Origin of the sequence: Pseudarthrobacter sp. NPDC059871 (assembly GCF_042731175.1) — a bacterium.
Lineage (GTDB): Bacteria > Actinomycetota > Actinomycetes > Actinomycetales > Micrococcaceae > Arthrobacter.
The window spans coordinates 94,217-111,291 of sequence record NZ_JBHWJV010000010.1 but is presented as its reverse complement, the minus strand read 5'-3'; the positions used below and the strand labels follow the sequence as shown (position 1 = coordinate 111,291).

Annotated in this window: 15 protein-coding genes and 2 tRNA genes; 10 read left to right on the top strand and 7 right to left on the bottom strand. The window is 66.6% G+C overall.

Annotation, left to right across the window (positions count from 1 at the left end; genetic code table 11):
- Positions 1-89: 89 nt before the first annotated feature.
- The 4 genes from ACFV4R_RS14505 to ACFV4R_RS14490 are packed head-to-tail and all read right to left on the bottom strand — an operon-like array spanning position 90 to position 4,631.
- The gene (locus tag ACFV4R_RS14505; RefSeq protein WP_377203090.1) at positions 90-1,280 is read right to left on the bottom strand and encodes an acyl-CoA dehydrogenase family protein; all 1,191 of its coding nucleotides are present in this window, start codon (positions 1,278-1,280) and stop codon (positions 90-92) included.
- A complete protein-coding gene (locus ACFV4R_RS14500; protein ID WP_377203089.1) occupies positions 1,277-2,770 on the bottom strand; it encodes an APC family permease in 1,494 nt (497 codons plus the stop codon). Before ACFV4R_RS14500 ends, ACFV4R_RS14505 begins: the two co-directional genes overlap by 4 nt.
- Positions 2,767-3,978: a glutathionylspermidine synthase family protein gene (locus ACFV4R_RS14495; protein ID WP_377203088.1), complete on the bottom strand. Its 1,212-nt coding sequence runs from the start codon at positions 3,976-3,978 to the stop codon at positions 2,767-2,769. Before ACFV4R_RS14495 ends, ACFV4R_RS14500 begins: the two co-directional genes overlap by 4 nt.
- Before the next feature lie 2 nt (positions 3,979-3,980).
- Complete coding sequence (locus ACFV4R_RS14490) at positions 3,981-4,631, bottom strand: Tat pathway signal protein (protein ID WP_377203087.1); 651 nt, start codon at positions 4,629-4,631, stop codon at positions 3,981-3,983.
- Positions 4,632-4,771: 140 nt separating this feature from the next.
- Here ACFV4R_RS14490 and ACFV4R_RS14485 point away from each other — a divergent pair, with 140 nt between their 5' ends.
- On the top strand, positions 4,772-5,428 hold the full coding sequence (locus ACFV4R_RS14485; protein ID WP_377203086.1) for an MOSC domain-containing protein: 657 nt from the start codon (positions 4,772-4,774) through the stop codon (positions 5,426-5,428).
- Between the two features lie 403 nt (positions 5,429-5,831).
- Entirely contained in the window at positions 5,832-7,922 is a 2,091-nt protein-coding gene (locus tag ACFV4R_RS14480; RefSeq protein WP_377203085.1) for a DEAD/DEAH box helicase, read from the top strand.
- Positions 7,923-8,017: 95 nt separating this feature from the next.
- On the opposite strand, the gene ACFV4R_RS14475 is transcribed toward ACFV4R_RS14480, so the two are convergent.
- Entirely contained in the window at positions 8,018-8,653 is a 636-nt protein-coding gene (locus ACFV4R_RS14475; RefSeq protein ID WP_377203084.1) for a GNAT family N-acetyltransferase, read from the bottom strand.
- Between the two features lie 390 nt (positions 8,654-9,043).
- Between ACFV4R_RS14475 and ACFV4R_RS14470 the strand changes: the two genes are divergently transcribed.
- From ACFV4R_RS14470 to ACFV4R_RS14435, 8 genes are all read left to right on the top strand, one after another.
- Positions 9,044-9,115 (top strand) — tRNA-Thr (locus ACFV4R_RS14470).
- 61 nt (positions 9,116-9,176) lie between these two features.
- A tRNA-Met gene (locus tag ACFV4R_RS14465) sits at positions 9,177-9,250 on the top strand.
- A 94-nt stretch (positions 9,251-9,344) separates the two neighbouring features.
- Positions 9,345-10,133 carry a membrane protein insertase YidC gene (gene yidC / locus ACFV4R_RS14460; protein ID WP_377203083.1) on the top strand — a complete coding sequence of 263 codons (789 nt, stop codon included), beginning with the start codon at positions 9,345-9,347 and terminating at the stop codon, positions 10,131-10,133.
- A 67-nt stretch (positions 10,134-10,200) separates the two neighbouring features.
- Entirely contained in the window at positions 10,201-10,776 is a 576-nt protein-coding gene (locus tag ACFV4R_RS14455; RefSeq protein ID WP_377203082.1) for a dihydrofolate reductase family protein, read from the top strand.
- 16 nt (positions 10,777-10,792) lie between these two features.
- Complete coding sequence (locus ACFV4R_RS14450; RefSeq protein WP_377203081.1) at positions 10,793-11,449, top strand: SDR family oxidoreductase; 657 nt, start codon at positions 10,793-10,795, stop codon at positions 11,447-11,449.
- Positions 11,450-11,464: 15 nt separating this feature from the next.
- Positions 11,465-13,036, top strand: coding sequence for a Na+/H+ antiporter (locus tag ACFV4R_RS14445; protein ID WP_377203080.1), 1,572 nt, complete (start codon positions 11,465-11,467; stop codon positions 13,034-13,036).
- A gap of 140 nt (positions 13,037-13,176) precedes the next feature.
- Complete coding sequence (locus ACFV4R_RS14440) at positions 13,177-14,889, top strand: glycoside hydrolase family 13 protein (protein WP_377203079.1); 1,713 nt, start codon at positions 13,177-13,179, stop codon at positions 14,887-14,889.
- Between the two features lie 34 nt (positions 14,890-14,923).
- A complete protein-coding gene (locus ACFV4R_RS14435) occupies positions 14,924-15,865 on the top strand; it encodes an aldo/keto reductase family oxidoreductase (protein ID WP_377203078.1) in 942 nt (313 codons plus the stop codon).
- Positions 15,866-15,903: 38 nt separating this feature from the next.
- On the opposite strand, the gene ACFV4R_RS14430 is transcribed toward ACFV4R_RS14435, so the two are convergent.
- Positions 15,904-16,545, bottom strand: coding sequence for a winged helix-turn-helix transcriptional regulator (locus ACFV4R_RS14430; protein ID WP_377203077.1), 642 nt, complete (start codon positions 16,543-16,545; stop codon positions 15,904-15,906).
- Positions 16,546-16,550: 5 nt separating this feature from the next.
- Positions 16,551-16,985 carry a VOC family protein gene (locus ACFV4R_RS14425; protein ID WP_091722086.1) on the bottom strand — a complete coding sequence of 145 codons (435 nt, stop codon included), beginning with the start codon at positions 16,983-16,985 and terminating at the stop codon, positions 16,551-16,553.
- Positions 16,986-17,075 lie beyond the last annotated feature (90 nt).

Sequence of the window (17,075 nt, the reverse complement as noted above, 5' to 3'; positions counted from 1 at the left end):
TCCCCAACCAGGTAGCGCCAAGTGCCGTTTTGAGCCCCCAAAACGGCACTTACTGCTACCTGGTTGGGGAATGTAGGGCCTGGGGAGGGTCAGCGGAAGGCGGGCAGTCCGGTGATGTGCTGGCCCAGGATGAGGGTGTGGACCTCGTCTGTCCCCTCGTAGGTGCGCACCGACTCAAGGTTGGCGGCGTGGCGCAGCGGAGAATAATCCAGGGTGATGCCGTTGCCGCCCAGGATGGTGCGGGCTTCGCGGGCGATCTTGATGGCCTCGCGGACGTTGTTCAGCTTGCCCAGTGAGATCTGCTCGGGCCGGATGGTTCCGGCGTCCTTGAGCCGGCCCAGGTGCAGTGCCAGCAGGGTTCCCTTCTGGATTTCCACCAGCATGTCCACCAGCTTCTCCTGCGTGAGCTGGTAGCCGGCCAGCGGCCTGCCGAACTGCAGGCGGTCCTGCGAATAGGCCAGTGCCGCTTCGTAGGAATCACGGGCGGCACCCATGGCGCCCCAGGCGATGCCGTACCGGGCCTCGTTCAGGCAGGTGAACGGGCCGCGCAGGCCGAACGCGCCGGGAAGCAGCGCCTGGGGCCCCAGCCGGACGCCGTCGAACTCTATGTCGCACTGGATCGATGCGCGCATGGACAGCTTCTGCCCGATGGGCGTGGCCGTGACGCCGGTGGTGCCTGCGGGGACCAGGAATCCGCGGACACCGTCTTCCGTCCTGGCCCACACCACCATCACACCTGCCACGGACGCGAGCCCGATCCAGCGTTTGGCACCGTTGAGTACCCACCCGGCGTCGTCCCCACTGCCATCCCTGGTGGCGTATGTAGCCATGGAGGACGGATCGGAACCGGCCGTCGGCTCGGTCAGCGCAAAACAGCCGATCACCTCGCCAGCGGCCATCCGCGGCAGCCATTCCTGCTTTTGTTCCTCGGAGCCCCAGGTATGGATGGCGGTCATCGCCAGCGAGCCCTGCACCGAAACGAACGTGCGGATCCCGGAGTCGCCGGCCTCCAGTTCCATGGCTGCCAGCCCGTAGTCGACGGCGGTGCGGCCCGGGCAGCCGTAGCCCTCCAGGTGCATGCCCAGTACGCCGAGCTCACCGAGTTCCTGCGCCAGTTCCACGGGAAAGACGCCCTCCTCGTACCACCGGGCGATGTCCGGCCTGATGCGCTGCGCGGTGAAGTCCCTGACTCGTTGCCGCAGCGCCAGTTCCTCCCCGCTGAGCAGGGCGTCGAGGTCCAGGATGTCCGACATACCCGCTGTCACGGGGTCGCGGGTCATCGCTTCGCCAGGAAGTAGCCGCGGGTTGAGGGCAGGAACCTGCAGACGGCGGCGAGCACCACGCCCAGGGCCAGCAGCACCACGCCGCTGACGAATGCACCCCCGACGCCGAAGATCTGCGTATCGCCGTAGGCCGGGTCCCACATCTGTACGGCTGAGATGAAGAACGCCGCGGTGAGGAGCAGCGCGCCCAGCAGCGGGAGGATGCCGCGGAACCACAGGTTGCGTGCCGATTCGCGGAGGGTGCCCCGGAAGTACCAGAAGCAGGCGAACCCGGTGAGCGCGTAGTAGAACGCGATGAACAGGCTGATGGCGCTGATGGAATCGGCCAGCAGGTTCTCGCTGAGGAAGCTCATGGCCACGTAGTAGACAGCGGCCGCGGCGCCCATCACCTTGGTGGAGAAGCCGGGCGTCTGGTTCCGCGGGTGTACCTCGCCGAACTTGGGCGGCAGCGCGCCGTGCGTCCCCATCGAGAGGGTGCCGCGGGCCGTGGGCAGGATGGTGGTCTGCGTGGAGGACAGCACCGAGGCGAGGACCGCGACGACGATCAGCCAGCCCCAGGGGCCCAGCACCACGTCCTTCATGGCCAGGAAGACGTCGGCCTGGTTGGCCTCGTTGCCCAGGCCGATGCCGTCGCTGCCAACGGTGGCGTACATCATCACCAGCAAAGCAACAGAGACGTAGATGGCCACCAGCACGAACGCCGAGATAACGGCGCCGCGGCCCGGGGTCTTCGACGGGTTTTCGGTTTCCTCATTCAGGGCCAGGCAGGTGTCCCAGCCCCAGTAAATGAACAGGGCCAACAGGGCACCATGGACCACGGCCCCGGGGTCGGCGAACGCGCCCACCGGGTTGAACCACTCGAAGTCGAACGCCTGCCCCTCCGGCGGGCCGCCCACAATCCTGATCACGATGGCCAGCGCAAAAATACCCAGGGCAATGTACTGCACGTACGTCAGCACCCGCTGGACGTGCTCGCCCAGCCGGATGCCCCGGTAATTCACGAGGGTCATGAGCACAATGAAGAGCACGCCGGTGCCGGTGACCACCGGCTTGTTCTGGGCCACGGATCCGTCACCAATGAGCAGCCAGAGGTACTGCCCTGCTACCTGGGCGAGGTTCGCCAGCACCACGATTCCGGCGAGCGCCACACCCCAGCCACCCATCCAGCCCGCCCAGGGACCGAAGGCCCGCCGCGACCAGGTGAAGGTGGTGCCGCAGTCCGGCATGGCGCTGTTCAGTTCCCGGAAGGCATAGGCGATGAACAGGACCGGGATGAACCCGAGCAGCAGCACGAACGGTGTGTAGTTGCCGTTGACGGCCACGATCAGGCCCAGCGTCGCCGCCAGGGAGTACACCGGTGCCGTGGAGGCGAGGCCGAGCATGACGGAATCCCCGAGGTCCAGGATGCCGGCGCGCAGCCCCTTGGCCTGGACGGTGGTGCCGGGCGCACCGCCCTGGCCTCCCGCCGTCGTCATGTCTGTGCTCATAGGGTGATACCTGCCTTGCTGGAGGAAGTTCCGGCGCCCAGCGGTGCGGGCGCGTCGATGGTGTTCGGTACGAAGCGGCAGAAGTAGTCCGTGATGGGCCCGTCCGATTCCCTGATGCCGCAGCCCACGGATTCGCCATCCACCACCCACAGGCCCAGCACCGGATGGTTGCCGTCAAAGTCGGGCAGCTCCTGGTACTGCTGGTAGCACCAGCCTTCCCGGCCGTACCCGCCGGGCTGTTCCAGGTTGATTCCCGGTGCATGGATCTTGATGTTGTCACCCTCGCGGCCGTGCAGCGGCTTGGCCACCCATTCCTTCAGGGGACCGGGGTTGTCCAGGTAGGCCGGCAGCAGGTTGGGGTGGTTGGGGTAGAGGTGCCACAGCGCGGCAAGGAGCGCCTTGTTGGAGAGCAGCATTTTCCACGCCGGTTCCACCCAGCGCGGGTTGTGGGCACGCTCCAGCAAACGCGGTCCGAACGGTTCCTTCATCATCAGCTCCCACGGGTAGAGCTTGAAGATGGTGCTGATCATGAAGTTGTCCATGTCCACGAACCTGTTCAGGTTGGGGTCCCAGCCGATATCGGACATGTTGATGCCGATGGTGGTCCAGCCAGCCTGGCTGGCGGCGTCCCGCATGTACGCGGCGGTCATCCAGTCCTCTCCGGATTCCTCCACCTCGGAGTGGGCCACATGCAGGGTGGACATGCCGGTGCGGTACTGGAACTTCTTCCACTGCCGGATCAGCGCTTCATGAATGCCATTCCACTGGTCCTTTTCCGGGAACACGTCCTGGAGCCAGAACCACTGGGCCACAGCCGCCTCGATCAGGCCGGTGGGGGTGTCCGCGTTGTATTCGAGCATCTTGGCCGGGCCGCCCTGCCCGTCGTAGATGAAGTCGAACCGGCCGTAGACATCAACGTCGCCGGCCTGGAGCGATTCGGCGGCAAGCTCCAGGGCCTGCGGTCCGATGCCTATAGGGCCCATGGCGCCGGTGGCCAGGAACTTGGCGGCTTCGAGGCACATGCGGTGCATCTCCTCGGCCGTCTCCTCGAGCCGTTCCACCTCATTTTCGGTGAACTCGTAGTAGGCGGATTCGTTCCAGTACTCGATCTTCCGGCCGTCATCCATGGTGGTGGTGGAGAAGACCAGGCCCTGTTCTTCAATCTTCTGTTTCCAGCCCGGGCGTGGGTTTGACAGCAACCTCTTCACGCTCAGCCCCCCGAACTCTTGCCGCCGCTGGTGCCGCTCTTGGCGCTGGTGCCGAAGCCCCCGCGGCTGACGGTGCCGCCCTTGCTGCTGTAGCCGGTGGAGGCCTTCGCCCCGCTGGGCATGGTCCGTGTGTAGTTCGGTGCCGTGGACCGGTTCTGCCCGACGGCCGGGACGGAGGCGCCACGGGAGTAGAAGTACCAGGCGTAGATGCCGCCGCTGCGTCCCGCCGAACTGTTGCAGCTGGCGTCCTCTACGCGTTCGCCGGTTTCGTCGTTGAAGCACACCTGGGCGTATTCGGGATCGTCCTGGTTGCTCGCCACGACGGCGGTGATGGTGCCGGCGAGCAGGGCGGTCACGCCGAGGCCGACGACGACGGTGCGCCGCTGGGAGCGCTTCTTCCGGGCTGCTGCCTCGTTCTGCTGCTTCTCCCGGTCACGGGCGAACGGGTCCACCGGGGTGACGGGTTCATTAAGGAGGTCAGGGCGGAGCTCCGGCTTGGGCACCTGCCACGGGGGAGGTTTGGGGGTACTGCCGCCACCTGGGGAAAGGGCACCGTCGCCGGGCTGGCCGTTGCCGGCGTTGCTGCCCGGTTGGTTGTCCGGCTCGTTCTTTGGACCTTTATCGTCTGGATCCACGGCGTCCCCCTCAGTCATCCACGTGAATTGGGCACAGCGCTGCACCCCAAGTTGTGATCTGCACATCAGCGTAGTCCCTGCCGGTGCCCGCTGCGAGCCTGAAACAGGGGAGAACTGCCCACACGATGGGCCAAAGGGCCGGACCCTAGACTGGAGCCATGGAAACCGCTTCACTGCTTGCCGTCTGCCGTGTCCACCAGCTATTGCCGGATGCCTCAAACGTGGGTGTGACTGCCATCGACAAGCGACCGGCGGAGGGGCCGGTCAAGGTTCACCGGCTGGGACTGACGGGGGACATCCAGGCCAACCGGGTCCACCACGGCGGCCCGGACCAGGCCATTTACGCGTACTCCCAGGCCGACGCCGACTACTGGGGCGGCGTGCTGCAGCGGGAGGTTCCGCCGGGGGAGTTTGGTGAAAACCTCCGCGTGGCCGGCATCGATGCCACCTCCGCCGTGATTGGTGAGCGGTGGAGGATCGGGCTGGACGTTGAGCTGGAAGTTACCTCGCCGCGAACCCCGTGTGCCACGTTCCAGCGGCGGCTGGGGGAGCGCCAGTGGGTCAAGCGCTTCACCGACGAAGGGCGGGTGGGAGCCTACCTGCGTGTCATCAAGACCGGCAGTATCCAGGCGGGAGACCACATCCACCGCACGTACGTTCCGCGGCACGGTGTCACCGTGGGCAAGTGGTTCAGCGACCCGGACCTGGAGTCCATGGAAGCGCTCCGGGACGCCGAGGCCGACGGCGAGATCAGGCTCCAGCAGCCCGAGTTCGGGAAGAAGTTCGACGCTTTGCTGCGCCGGCTGGGGCAGTAACGCCGGGCAGCAGTGCCGGGTCACGGCGGCCATGTGCGCAACCTCACCGCCGTCACCGCCCGTTGAATTACCAACGCGGGGCGCGCATACCTTACACTTGAAACATCCCCCACTCCGGAAATCCCTTTTTCCTGCCCAATTGTTGAGGCAGGACTGGCAAGTGTTGGGGCCCGCATCTGACGGGCATTTTCATAGGGAGAGCCGGCTGAAGTAAACGCTGTACAGACTGCTGGGATAGCAGCCAAGAGATGCAGCGCGAAGTCCTGCCACGGGGATTGCGAAAGCGCCGGACTTCTGTGACCGGCCGGTCAGCGTTTGCCCGGCACCCACGGCACGCGTACTGCGGCTCCGCTCACCCCCGGGTAGTGCCGCCTGGCCCCCTATGGATGAGGAATATTTCCCTATGCCCGAAAACCAGAACGAAACCACCGACGTCATCGACGAGGCAGCAACCCCCGCGATTGAGGAAGCCGCCCCGGCTGCCGCCCCCGCAGCTGACGCTGAAACCAACGCCGACGCCAAAGCTGAAAACGACGCCAAGGCTGACTCCGACGAGGACGACAACTCCGTCAAGTTCGCCGATCTCGGCATCGACGGCCGCGTCCTGGCCGCCCTGCAGGATGTTGGATACGAGAAGCCTTCGCCCATCCAGGCCGCCACCATCCCGCTGCTGCTCGAAGGCCGCGACGTTGTTGGCCTGGCGCAGACCGGTACCGGCAAGACTGCAGCATTCGCAGTGCCGGCACTGTCCCGCCTGGCTGAACTCCACGACCTCAACGGCCCGTCCCGCAAGACCCAGGCCCTTGTCCTCGCCCCCACCCGTGAGCTGGCGCTCCAGGTTGCCGAGGCCTTCACCTCCTACGCCAAGCACATCGACGACTTCACCGTCCTGCCCGTGTACGGCGGCTCCGCGTACGGCCCCCAGCTGGCCGGCCTGCGCCGCGGCGCCCAGGTTGTTGTTGGTACCCCCGGCCGTGTGATCGACCACATCTCCAAGGGTTCCCTGGACCTGTCTGAGCTGCAGTACCTGGTGCTGGACGAGGCCGACGAGATGCTGCGGATGGGCTTCGCCGAAGACGTGGAGCAGATCTTCCAGCAGACCCCCTCGGACCGCCAGGTGGCGCTGTTCTCGGCCACCATGCCGGGCCAGATCCGCCGGATGTCCAAGCAGTACCTGAACGATCCCGCCGAGGTCCAGGTCAAGTCCAAGACCACCACCGGTGCCAACACCCGCCAGCGCTACCTGCAGATCATGGGCCCGCAGAAGCTGGACGCCATGACCCGCATCCTCGAGGTTGAAGAGTTCGACGGCGTCATCGCCTTCGTGCGCACCAAGATGGCCACCGAGGACCTGGCTGACAAGCTGCGCTCCCGCGGATTCCAGGCTGCCGCCATCAACGGCGACATCCCGCAGCAGCAGCGCGAGCGCACTGTTGACGCGCTGAAGGAAGGCCGGATCGACATCCTCGTGGCCACCGACGTCGCGGCCCGCGGCCTTGACGTTGAGCGCATCAGCCACGTGGTCAACTACGACATCCCGCACGACACGGAGTCCTACGTGCACCGGATCGGCCGCACCGGACGCGCAGGCCGTTCCGGCGAAGCCATCCTGTTCATGACGCCCCGCGAGAAGTACCTGCTGCGTTCCATCGAGAAGGCCACCCGCCAGCCGGTGGAACAGATGCACCTCCCCACTGCCGAGACGGTCAACACCCTGCGCCTGGGCAAGTTTGCCGAGAAAATCACCGAGACCCTTGCCTCGGAAGATATCTCCGCGTTCCGCGACCTCATCGCTTCCTACGAAGAAGAGCACAACGTTCCCGCTGCGGAGATTGCTGCTGCACTGGCCGTCATGGCACAGGGCGGACAGCCGCTGCTGGTCAAGGAACTGGCTGCAGCTCCGGACTTCCAGAAGCGCGAGCGCTCCAAGGACGGCTTCGGCTCCCGCGGCCCCACCCGCCAGCTGACCGAAGGCAACGCCACGTACCGCATTGCGGTGGGCCGCCGCCAGCGCGTCATGCCCGGTTCGATCGTGGGCGCCATCGCCAACGAGGGTGGCATCTCCTCCGCACAGATCGGCGGCATCGACATCCGTTCGGACCACTCCCTGGTGGAGCTGCCCGCGGACCTGAGCCCCGAGCAGCTGCGTGCACTGTCCCGCACCCGGATCGGCGGCGAGCTGATCCACCTCGAACTGGACAACGGCCGCAAGCCTTCCGGTGACCGTGGCGCCTACCAGGGCAACCGTGGCGGCGACCGCGGCGGCAACTTCAAGGGCAACGGCGGGTTCAAGAAGGAATTCCGGAAGAACGACGGCGAGCGTTCCTCAGCTGACCGCGGCGGGCGCTCCTACAGCGAGCGTTCCGAGCGCAGCTTCGGTGACCGAGGCCAGTCCAGCGATTCCCGCTTCGGCGGCCACGGCGACGGCTCCCGCAAGCCCCGCAGCGGCGGCGACAGCGGTCACCGCGACTTCAACCGCAAGGGCAAGTGGTAAACCTTCAGTAGGTTAGATCCATGCACGACGGCGATGGGCCGGCTTTCGAGCCGGCCCATCGGCGTTTAACGGGGCTGCCCATGGGCTGGGTACCGTCACGCATCGCGACGCCAGTCAGCAACCTCAGGGTGTGCCGTGAATCCGGCGCCACGATAGGCGGCTACGGCGCCAGGGTTGGAGCCCTCGGCGCAGACTGTGGCGCTCGAGCAGCCCATCTCACGAAGCGCCGCAGCGGCTGCCCTTGTCATCAAGGTGCCGTACCCGTGTCCGCGGTGCTCCTGATGCACCCCCAGCGGCTCGATGAGGCCGGGGCGGCCGGCACCTGCCGACCATGCCGCGGCGACGGCGACTGCCTGGTCCCCGTCGTGAAGGGTCAGGATTCGCGCCGAGTCAAAGAAGGGTCCCTCCGCCGCTGCCCGCCATCCTTCTACGAAGGCGCGGAGCCGCTGGTCCGGCAGGGGCGTTCCACGGAAAGCCGACCAGTGAATGGAGGCCCACTCGCCGGTACAGTCCGGTTCGACGGTTTCGACCCTGAGACCTGTAACTTCGACGGGTTTTGCCAGTGAACGCTGAAGCGGTATCCACGGCTCGTCGGGCTGCCACGCTGCCTTTGCAAGTTGCGATGACAGGGCCCGGGCGCCGCGCGCCTCAATCGTCGCACTGCCTGCGGCCAGGACACCGGCCGCCGGGTCACCGACGTCCGCGACGATGCGCCGGGGTCCCCGTCCCATGTTCCAGTGTCGATGCTGGCACCGTTAGCCTCGTGTCGATCCACGTCAGCACCGTTCCCCGGGTGTCCCGGGAACGAATAGCCCCAGCCTAGCCCCGGCCCTCCAAAGCCATCAGAGAAGAGTGCCGGGCTCAGTTGCACTCCTGGGCCGTGCAGGCTCCCGGCACGCGGTGTGGGGCTGGACACATTCGGTACCCCAGGCGGCGGTGGGGAGGCTCCCAAAGGCACCCTCCGTCGTCGTTCGTCCTGTCCCTTGAATGCTCAGGCACCCCGGAAACACGCGGAATTCAGCGGTTCTTCCAGTCGGAATCGCAACTGTTGCGGGCCACCCGGACGGCCGTTCGGGCCGATTTGTTGGTGCGTAAATCTTCCGGTAGAGTATTTACTCGTTGCCCCCCTAGCTCAGTGGTAGAGCGCGTTCTTGGTAAGAACGAGGTCACCGGATCGATTCCGGTGGGGGGCTCTGAATGAGGGCCTGCGTCAAGGCGGTTTTGACCGGCTTGACGCAGGTTTTTCTCATTCGTGGCGGTGTAGCTCAGTTGGTTAGAGCGCACGACTCATAATCGTGAGGTCGGGAGATCGAGCCTCCCCACCGCTACAGGCTAAGCCCCCGGAATCCCCCGAGATTCCGGGGGCTTTCCTGTTTGTCCGAAGGGCAGTAGTTTTGCAGCAACTGTCGAACGGGGGAACCGGTGGACGTTGTTGCACAGGTCATGGAGCCGTTCAGGTGGCTGATGTCCGCCGTCCTGGTGGCCTTCCACAACGGATTGGCCGCCCTGGGCCTGCCCGCGGACGGAGGATGGACCTGGACGCTGGCCATCATCGGATTGGTGCTGGTGGTCCGCGCCGCGCTGATCCCCGTGTTCCTGGCCCAAGTGCGGGCCCAGCGGCGCATGCGCCAACTGCAGCCTGACCTCAAGGCGCTTCAGGAGAAATACGCAGGCAGGACGGACCAGCAGTCCCGGCAGGCCATGGCCCAGGAGCAGATGGCCCTGTACAGGAAGCACGGCACCAACCCGTTCTCTGCCTGCCTGCCGCTTTTGATCCAGGCACCGTTCTTCCTGGGCCTCTTCCAGGTTCTCGCCGGCATCCCGGACGCAGTGGGGCGGGGGACAGGCATCGGCGCCATGGAGGCCGCCCAGGCGGTGCAGTTCAACGCGTCCACCATTTTCGGTGCGCCGCTGTCCGCCTCCCTGCTGCATGGCGGAGGCGACCCCGCCGCCGTCGCGGTGCTCGCCCTCGCCATGATCCTGGTGATGACCGCCTGCCAGTTCATGACGCAGAAACTCGTCACCGCACGCACAGCCCTTGGGGCTGACGTCCCCGAACCGCTGCTGCGCCAGCAGCGGTTCATCCTCGTGGCGCTGCCGCTGGTCTTTGCCGCCGGCGGGGCGTTCTTCCCCATCGGGGTCCTGGTCTACTGGACGGTGTCTAACCTCTGGACGCTCGCCCAGCAGTACCTGGTGAACCGCAGGGCCTGACGGGCTGTTTACAAAAACCCGCACCCGGACAACAATGGGCGCGTCCGGTACAGGAAAGGCGTAAGGCATGGCGCAGCTCATTTACTCGGGCCTCATTTCGCTGGACGGCTACTTGGCGGACCGCAACGGCAACTTCGACTGGAGCGCCCCGGACGAGGAAGTCCACGCGTTCGTCAACGACCTTGAACGGGACGCCGGCACGTACCTGTACGGGCGGCGGATGTACGGGGTGATGTCCGCCTGGGAAACCTTTGGCGCGCCGCCCTCGGACGAGCCGCCGGTGATCCAGGACTACTCCCGGATCTGGCGGGCGGCAGACAAAATCGTCTACTCCACCACGCTCGAACGCCCCGCCACCCCGCGGACCAGGATCGAACGCCGGTTCGATCCGGAAGCCGTGCAGAAGCTCAAGGACGGGGCGGATGGGACCATCGGCATCGGCGGTGCCACCATCGCGGTGGCGGCACTCACCGCGGGGCTGGTGGACGAGTGCCAGGTGTTCGTCAGCCCGGTGGTGGTGGGCGGCGGGCTGCGCTTCTTCCCGGAAGGCCTGGAGCTCAACCTCGAACTCCTCGAGGAGCGCCGGTTCGGAAACGGTGTGATGTACCTCCGCTACCGCAGCCTCAGTGGGAACTACGGCTAGGGGGCAGAATGGGTCCATGACCCGAATCGCAATCATTGGCGGCCACGGCAAAGTGGCCCTGCACCTGTCCACCCTCCTCACCGGGGAAGGCCACAGCGTCACCTCGTTCATCCGCAACCCGGACCACGCCGCCGACGTCACGGCAACCGGCGCCACGCCGTCGGTCCTGGACATTGAAAACGCCCCGACGCCGGCCATCGCCGAAGCGCTGCAGGGCCACGATGCCGTGGTGTGGTCGGCCGGAGCCGGCGGCGGCAACCCGGACCGCACCTACGCCGTGGACCGGGACGCGGCCATCCGCTCCATGGATGCGGCAGCGCAGGCCGGCGTGAACCGATACGTCATGGTGTCCTACCTGGGCGCCGGCAAGGACCACGGGGTGCCTGCGGACAACAGCTTCTACGCCTACGCCGAAGCCAAGGCGGATGCGGATGAGTACCTGCGCGGCACGGAACTGGCATGGACCATCCTTGGCCCTGGCTCCCTGACGGAAAAGCCGGGATCAGGCCGCATCGACGTCAACCCGCCCAAGGAAGGCGGCGGCGAAACGTCCCGTGCCAATACGGCCATTGTTGCCGCAGCGGTGCTGGACCTGCCCGAAACCGCGGGCCGGACCATCGAATTCCGTGACGGGTCGCTTCCGGTGGCGGCAGCACTGGAGCCGCAGGCCTAAGCGGAACCGCAGCAGATGGACCAGCTGGCACTGATTATTGGGCTCCTCCTGGCCACCGTTGTAGCTGTGGGGCTGGGGGACAGGCTGCGCCTGCCGTACCCGGTCCTGATGCTGCTCCTTGCGGTGGCGTTGACCTTCATTCCGGGATTCCCGGACCTCGAAATAGAGCCGGAACTGATCCTGCCGATCTTCCTGCCGCCGCTGCTGTTCGCTACGGCCCAGCGGAGCTCATGGGCTGTGTTCCGGGTCCGGTGGCGGACGCTGATCATGCTGGCCGTGGCGCTGGTGGTCATCACCACAGCAACGGTGGCAGGCGCCGCGTGGCTCATGATCCCCGGGATCGGGATCCCCGCTGCCATCGCCCTGGGCGCTATGGTGGCACCGCCGGACCCGGTGGCCGTCGAATCGGTGGCGAGCCGCGTGCACATGCCGCGCCGGCTCACCACCGTCCTGCAAAGCGAGGGGCTGTTCAACGACGCCGCGGCCATCGTCATCTTCCAGGCGGCGGTCGCGGCGGCCGTGGGCGGCACCAAAGTGGAGGCCGACGTCGTCCTGAAGTTCGTGGTGGGCGCGGCACTTGCCGTGGTGGTCGGCGTCGCCATGGGCTGGGTGATTGCCCTCGCGTACCGGTTGGTGAACTCGATGGTGGCGCGCAGTGCCATCACGCTCGTTGTGCCGTTTGCTGCGTACATCCTGGCCGAGGAGGTGCATGCCTCGGGCGTGATCGCCGTTGTGGTCACCGCCCTGGAGATGCAGCGGCACTCCCGGCCGCAGGACGCCGCCGAGAGGGTTACCCGCAATGCCTTCTGGGACGTGGTGGAGCTCCTGGTCACCGGGCTGGCCTTCGGGCTGGTGGGCCTGGAAATCCGGCACGTGATCAGGGACGAGGGAACGGCAATCTTCGGCATGATCGGCGTGGCCCTGGTGGTCTGCGTGCTGGTGTTCGCCGTGCGGTTCCTGTGGCTTGCGGTGCTGGCCCTCGGGGCCCGGAAACGGCGGAACCTGCTGCAGCCCACGTCCCTGAAGGAAGTGGTCATCCTGACGTGGTGCGGCATGCGCGGACTGGCAACGCTGGCCCTTGCCCTGGCTTTGCCGGTGACCCTGGCGGACGGGAGCCCGTTCCCGGGACGGGACTACCTGCTGGTCATCGCCTGCGCCGTCCTGCTCGCCACCCTGGTCCTGCCCGGGCTGACCTTGCCGTGGCTGATGCGGGTCCTGAAGGCCACCGGCGACGGGTCGGAGGAACGCGATGCCGCACGGCTGCTGGCCAAGCGCGCCCAGGGTGCTGCGGTCGCAGCGCTCAAGGACCACGACCTCATGAAGGACCTGCCGCCCGAGAAAGTGGAACTGGTCAAGGCGAGGATGAAGCGGCTGCAGGCCGAACTCCTGGACGGCAGCCTCCGGAACGAGTCCCTGCCGGAGAAACGCCAGCGCGGCCGGGAACTGGCCATCGCGGTCCAGACCATCGCCCTGGACGCAGCCCGGCAGGAAGTGGTGGCCGCACGGAGCGAACCTGACATGGACCCCGAGGTGGCGGACCGGGTGCTCCGCCAGCTGGACCTGAGGACCATGATCATGCCGGAGTGACCCCGGCCCCCAGCGCCGGAACCACAAACTGTCCCCGGCCAGCACTGTTGACCTCCCGGTGCAAAGCACCAGATAATACTTAGGCAAGTAAATTTAGATCCAATATAAAAACCACGCGACCAGCAGAAGAGGATCCCTCCTTGTCCACCACCGCCACCCTGGCAACCCTGTCCGACTCCGATCGCCTGTCCGATCCGAACTGGTGGCGACAGGCCTCCGTCTACCAGATCTACCCCCGCAGCTTTGCCGATTCCAACGGCGACGGCATCGGCGACCTGAAGGGCATCACCGCCAAGGTCCCGTACCTGAAGACGCTGGGCATCGACGCCGTCTGGCTGAGCCCCTTCTACCCGTCGGCACTCGCAGACGGTGGCTACGACGTGGACGACTACCGCGACGTGGACCCCAAGCTGGGCACGCTCGAGGACTTCGACGCCATGGCCAAGGCCCTCCACGAGGCCGGCATCAAGCTGATTGCCGATATCGTCCCCAACCACTCGTCCAACCGGCACGAGTGGTTCCGGGAGGCGCTTGCCGCGCCGAAGGGATCCCCGGCCCGCGACAGGTACATTTTCCGCGATGGCAAGGGCCCCAACGGCGAGTTCCCGCCGTCCGACTGGGACTCGGTCTTCGGCGGCCCTGCGTGGGAACGGATCACCGAACCGGACGGTACGCCGGGGCAGTGGTACATGCACATCTTTGCCAAGGAACAGCCGGACCTGAACTGGGCCAACCGCGAAATCCGTGACGACTTCCTGAAGACCCTCCGTTTCTGGTCCGACCGCGGCGTGGACGGCTTCCGGGTCGACGTGGCGCATGCCCTCACCAAGGACCTCACCGAGCCGCTGCTGTCCAAGCTGGAACTGAGCGCAGCCAACACGGGCGTGGACGGGTTCGACGACGGCACGCACCCGTTCTGGGACCGCGACGAAGTCCACGAGGTCTACACGGAATGGCGCGAAGTTTTCAACGAATACAACCCGCCGCGCACGGCCGTTGCCGAAGCCTGGGTGCACGCCAGCCGACGGGCCCGCTACGCCAGCCCGCAGGGATTGGGCCAGGCCTTCAACTTCGACCTGCTGCAGTCCGACTTCGACGCCGCCGAGTACCAGGAAATCATCACCCGCAACCTCGCCGAAGCCGCCGCCACCGGGGCCTCCTCTACATGGGTCTTCTCCAACCACGATGTGGTCCGGCACGCCACCCGCTACGGGCTGCCCCAGATCGCGAAGACCAAGGCCGGGGCGAAGGGCCAGGACGGCAAGGACTGGCTGCTGGCCGGCGCCCCTGCCGACCAGCTGGACGTTGAACTGGGTGAACGCCGTGCCCGGGCGGCAACGCTGCTGATGCTCGCCGTCCCCGGTTCCGCATACCTCTACCAGGGCGAGGAACTCGGCCTGCAGGAAGTGGCCGACATCCCCGAGTCGGAGCGCCAGGACCCGTCCTTCTTCCGCAATAAGGGCGTGGAAATCGGCCGTGACGGCTGCCGGGTGCCGCTGCCGTGGAAGGTTGAGGGCACGTCGTTCGGGTTCGGCGAGGGCGGCTCCCACCTGCCCCAGCCTGACTGGTTCAGCAAGTACGCCGTGGAAGCCCAGGACGGTACGGACGGCTCCACCCTGGAGCTCTACCGCAAGGCCCTGAAGCTCCGCCGGGAACTGCAGACCGGCGAGGAACTCGAGTGGCTGGACAGCGGCAACCCGGACATCCTGCACTTCAAGCGCCCCAATGGCTGGCAGTCCGTGACCAACTTCGGGGACACAGCCGTGGCGCTTCCCGCCGGTGACGTCCTGGTCAGCAGCGCGCCGCTGGAAGACGGAAAGCTGCCGGCCAACACCACCGCATGGCTGCGCTGATGATCGGTCACGGCCGGCCGGACGCGAATTCCTGATGCAGGAACTCATCTACGGGTGCATGGGCCTGGGCGGCAGCTGGACCGACGAACCGCATGGCCCCGGCCATGTGGACGAGGCAGCAGCTGCCGTCCAGGCGGCCCTGGACGCCGGCATCACCCTGTTCGACCATGCCGACATCTACCGCAGCGGCAAGTCCGAGGCCGTCTTCGGCGACGTGCTGGCCTCCACCCCAGGCCTGCGGGGGCGGATCCGCCTCCAGACCAAGTGCGGCATCAGGCTGAACGAACGGGGCCTCCAGACGCACTACGACCTCAGCCGGGACGCCATCCTGGAACGCGTGAACGGCAGCCTGGCGCGGCTCCGGACAGACTACGTGGACATCCTCCTGCTGCACCGGCCGGATCCGTTGGCTGACCCCGCCGAGGTGGCCTCCGCCGTCGGGCAGCTCATGGCCGAAGGGAAGGTGCGGCAGCTGGGTGTTTCGAACATGTCCGCGGCGCAGATTGAGGTGCTGCAGGACCGGTTGGAGACGCCCGTGGTGGCCAACCAGTTGGAGATGAGCCTGCTCAAGCGGGCCTGGCTCGAAAGCCAGGTACTGGTCAACCACGCCGAACACCTGGACTACAGCTTTCCGCACGGCACGCTGGAGTACTGCACGCGCAACAACGTCACGCTCCAGGCTTACGGTTCGCTGGCGCGGGGTCTCTACACCGGAGCTGATCCGGACAGTCCGACACCGTCCGAAGCCGCCACCGCGGACCTCGTCGCTGAGCTGGCAGCCGAATACGGTACGTCCCGTGAGTCGGTCCTTTTGGGGTGGCTGATGAAGCACCCTGCGGGCATCTCGCCGGTGATTGGCACCGTCAACCCCGGCCGCATCAGGGCGTGCGGGGACGCTGCCCGCGTTGCCAAAGCCCTGACCCGCGCCGACTGGTACCGGCTGTGGGTCACCGCGAGGGGGAGCAATATCCCCTGAGCGGCCCCGGCGAGGGCAGCCGGGGACTGCCTGGGAGGCTAGGCGGCCAGGTGGAAAGTGCTGGCGAAGCGCTCCAGGAGGTCGCCGCTGCCGGCCAGCACCCTCACCGCGCCGGTGGTGATGGCGCGGCCCGGCGCAAGCTCCCCGGATATGAGCCGGCGGACATCGGGCCCTGCGGAAAAGGCGAGGTCGGCAGGGCCGTCTCCGCGCTCCACGGCAAGGATGCGGCCGGCCACCCGGATCAGCAAGGTTGCAGGGCCGAAATCTGCGGCGTAGGAGGTTGGGGGCAGGCTGGCAGCCACCTCCGGACGGAATGCCGTACGCAGCGCCATGGTCATTGAGTCGGGGGTGATGACCTGGTCCTCCCGGGGCTCGCCCATCGCCTTGAACCCCCAGGCGCCGAGGGCCAGCACCAGCGGCTCAAGTTCGCTGCCGTACGGCGTCAGTTCGTACACGATGACCCGGGAGTGCGGTACCCGGCGGATGATGCCTGCCGCCTGCAGTTCCTTGAGCCGCGCCGCCAGGATGTTGCTCGGAATCCGCGGAAGTCCCGCGGCGAGTTCGCCGTAGCGGCGCGGCCCCACCAGGAGGTCGCGCACGATGAGCAGGGCCCAGCGTTCGCCCACGAGCTCAAGGGCCCGTGTGACGCCGCAGTACTGGCCGTAGTCCCGCGCTGCCATTGGCCTCAGGACTGCTGGTTTACAAAAGCCTGGGGTCCCTGTTCGGCCGCGGCGGGGTGCATGTAGCCGAACTCCAGGACGTTTCCGTCAGGGTCCGTGAGTTGGCGCTGGTACATGAAGCCGAGGTCAGTAGCCGGGTGGTCCTCGGAGCCGCCCGCGGCCAGGCCTGCGGCGACCGCCGTGTCCACGGCTTCCCTGTCGTCCAGGAAGATGGCCGTTGAAACGGACACTGCGGCGGCCGGGTCTCCGATGGGCCGGTCGGTGAAGGTCTGGAAGAAGTCGCGGACCAGGATCATGAAGTAGCTGTGGTCCTCTTCAACAACCACGCAGGCAGCATTGTGGTCCGTGAAGAGCGGGTTGATGGTGAATCCGATGGCCGTGTAGAACGCCTTGGCGCGGTCCAGGTCGGTGACCGGCAGGTTGACGAACATGGAAGTCATGATGGTCTTCTTTCGTAGGCACTTTGGGTGACGGAAGTAACACTTGCAAAAAACAAGTGACAGGTCAAGGGTCTTAGGCGGGGCATTCCT

Bases quoted from the DNA above. Each gene is read 5' to 3' on its own strand.
- ACFV4R_RS14435 (WP_377203078.1), top strand. From the start codon at position 14,924: ATGCAGGAACTCATCTACGGGTGCATGGGCCTGGGCGGCAGCTGGACC.
- ACFV4R_RS14425 (WP_091722086.1), bottom strand. From the start codon at position 16,985: ATGACTTCCATGTTCGTCAACCTGCCGGTCACCGACCTGGACCGCGCC.
- ACFV4R_RS14485 (WP_377203086.1), top strand. From the start codon at position 4,772: ATGGAAACCGCTTCACTGCTTGCCGTCTGCCGTGTCCACCAGCTATTG.
- ACFV4R_RS14475 (WP_377203084.1), bottom strand. From the start codon at position 8,653: ATGGGACGGGGACCCCGGCGCATCGTCGCGGACGTCGGTGACCCGGCG.
- ACFV4R_RS14455 (WP_377203082.1), top strand. From the start codon at position 10,201: ATGGCGCAGCTCATTTACTCGGGCCTCATTTCGCTGGACGGCTACTTG.
- ACFV4R_RS14450 (WP_377203081.1), top strand. From the start codon at position 10,793: ATGACCCGAATCGCAATCATTGGCGGCCACGGCAAAGTGGCCCTGCAC.
- ACFV4R_RS14480 (WP_377203085.1), top strand. From the start codon at position 5,832: ATGCCCGAAAACCAGAACGAAACCACCGACGTCATCGACGAGGCAGCA.
- ACFV4R_RS14445 (WP_377203080.1), top strand. From the start codon at position 11,465: ATGGACCAGCTGGCACTGATTATTGGGCTCCTCCTGGCCACCGTTGTA.
- ACFV4R_RS14430 (WP_377203077.1), bottom strand. From the start codon at position 16,545: ATGGCAGCGCGGGACTACGGCCAGTACTGCGGCGTCACACGGGCCCTT.
- ACFV4R_RS14500 (WP_377203089.1), bottom strand. From the start codon at position 2,770: ATGAGCACAGACATGACGACGGCGGGAGGCCAGGGCGGTGCGCCCGGC.
- ACFV4R_RS14505 (WP_377203090.1), bottom strand. From the start codon at position 1,280: ATGACCCGCGACCCCGTGACAGCGGGTATGTCGGACATCCTGGACCTC.
- ACFV4R_RS14490 (WP_377203087.1), bottom strand. From the start codon at position 4,631: ATGACTGAGGGGGACGCCGTGGATCCAGACGATAAAGGTCCAAAGAAC.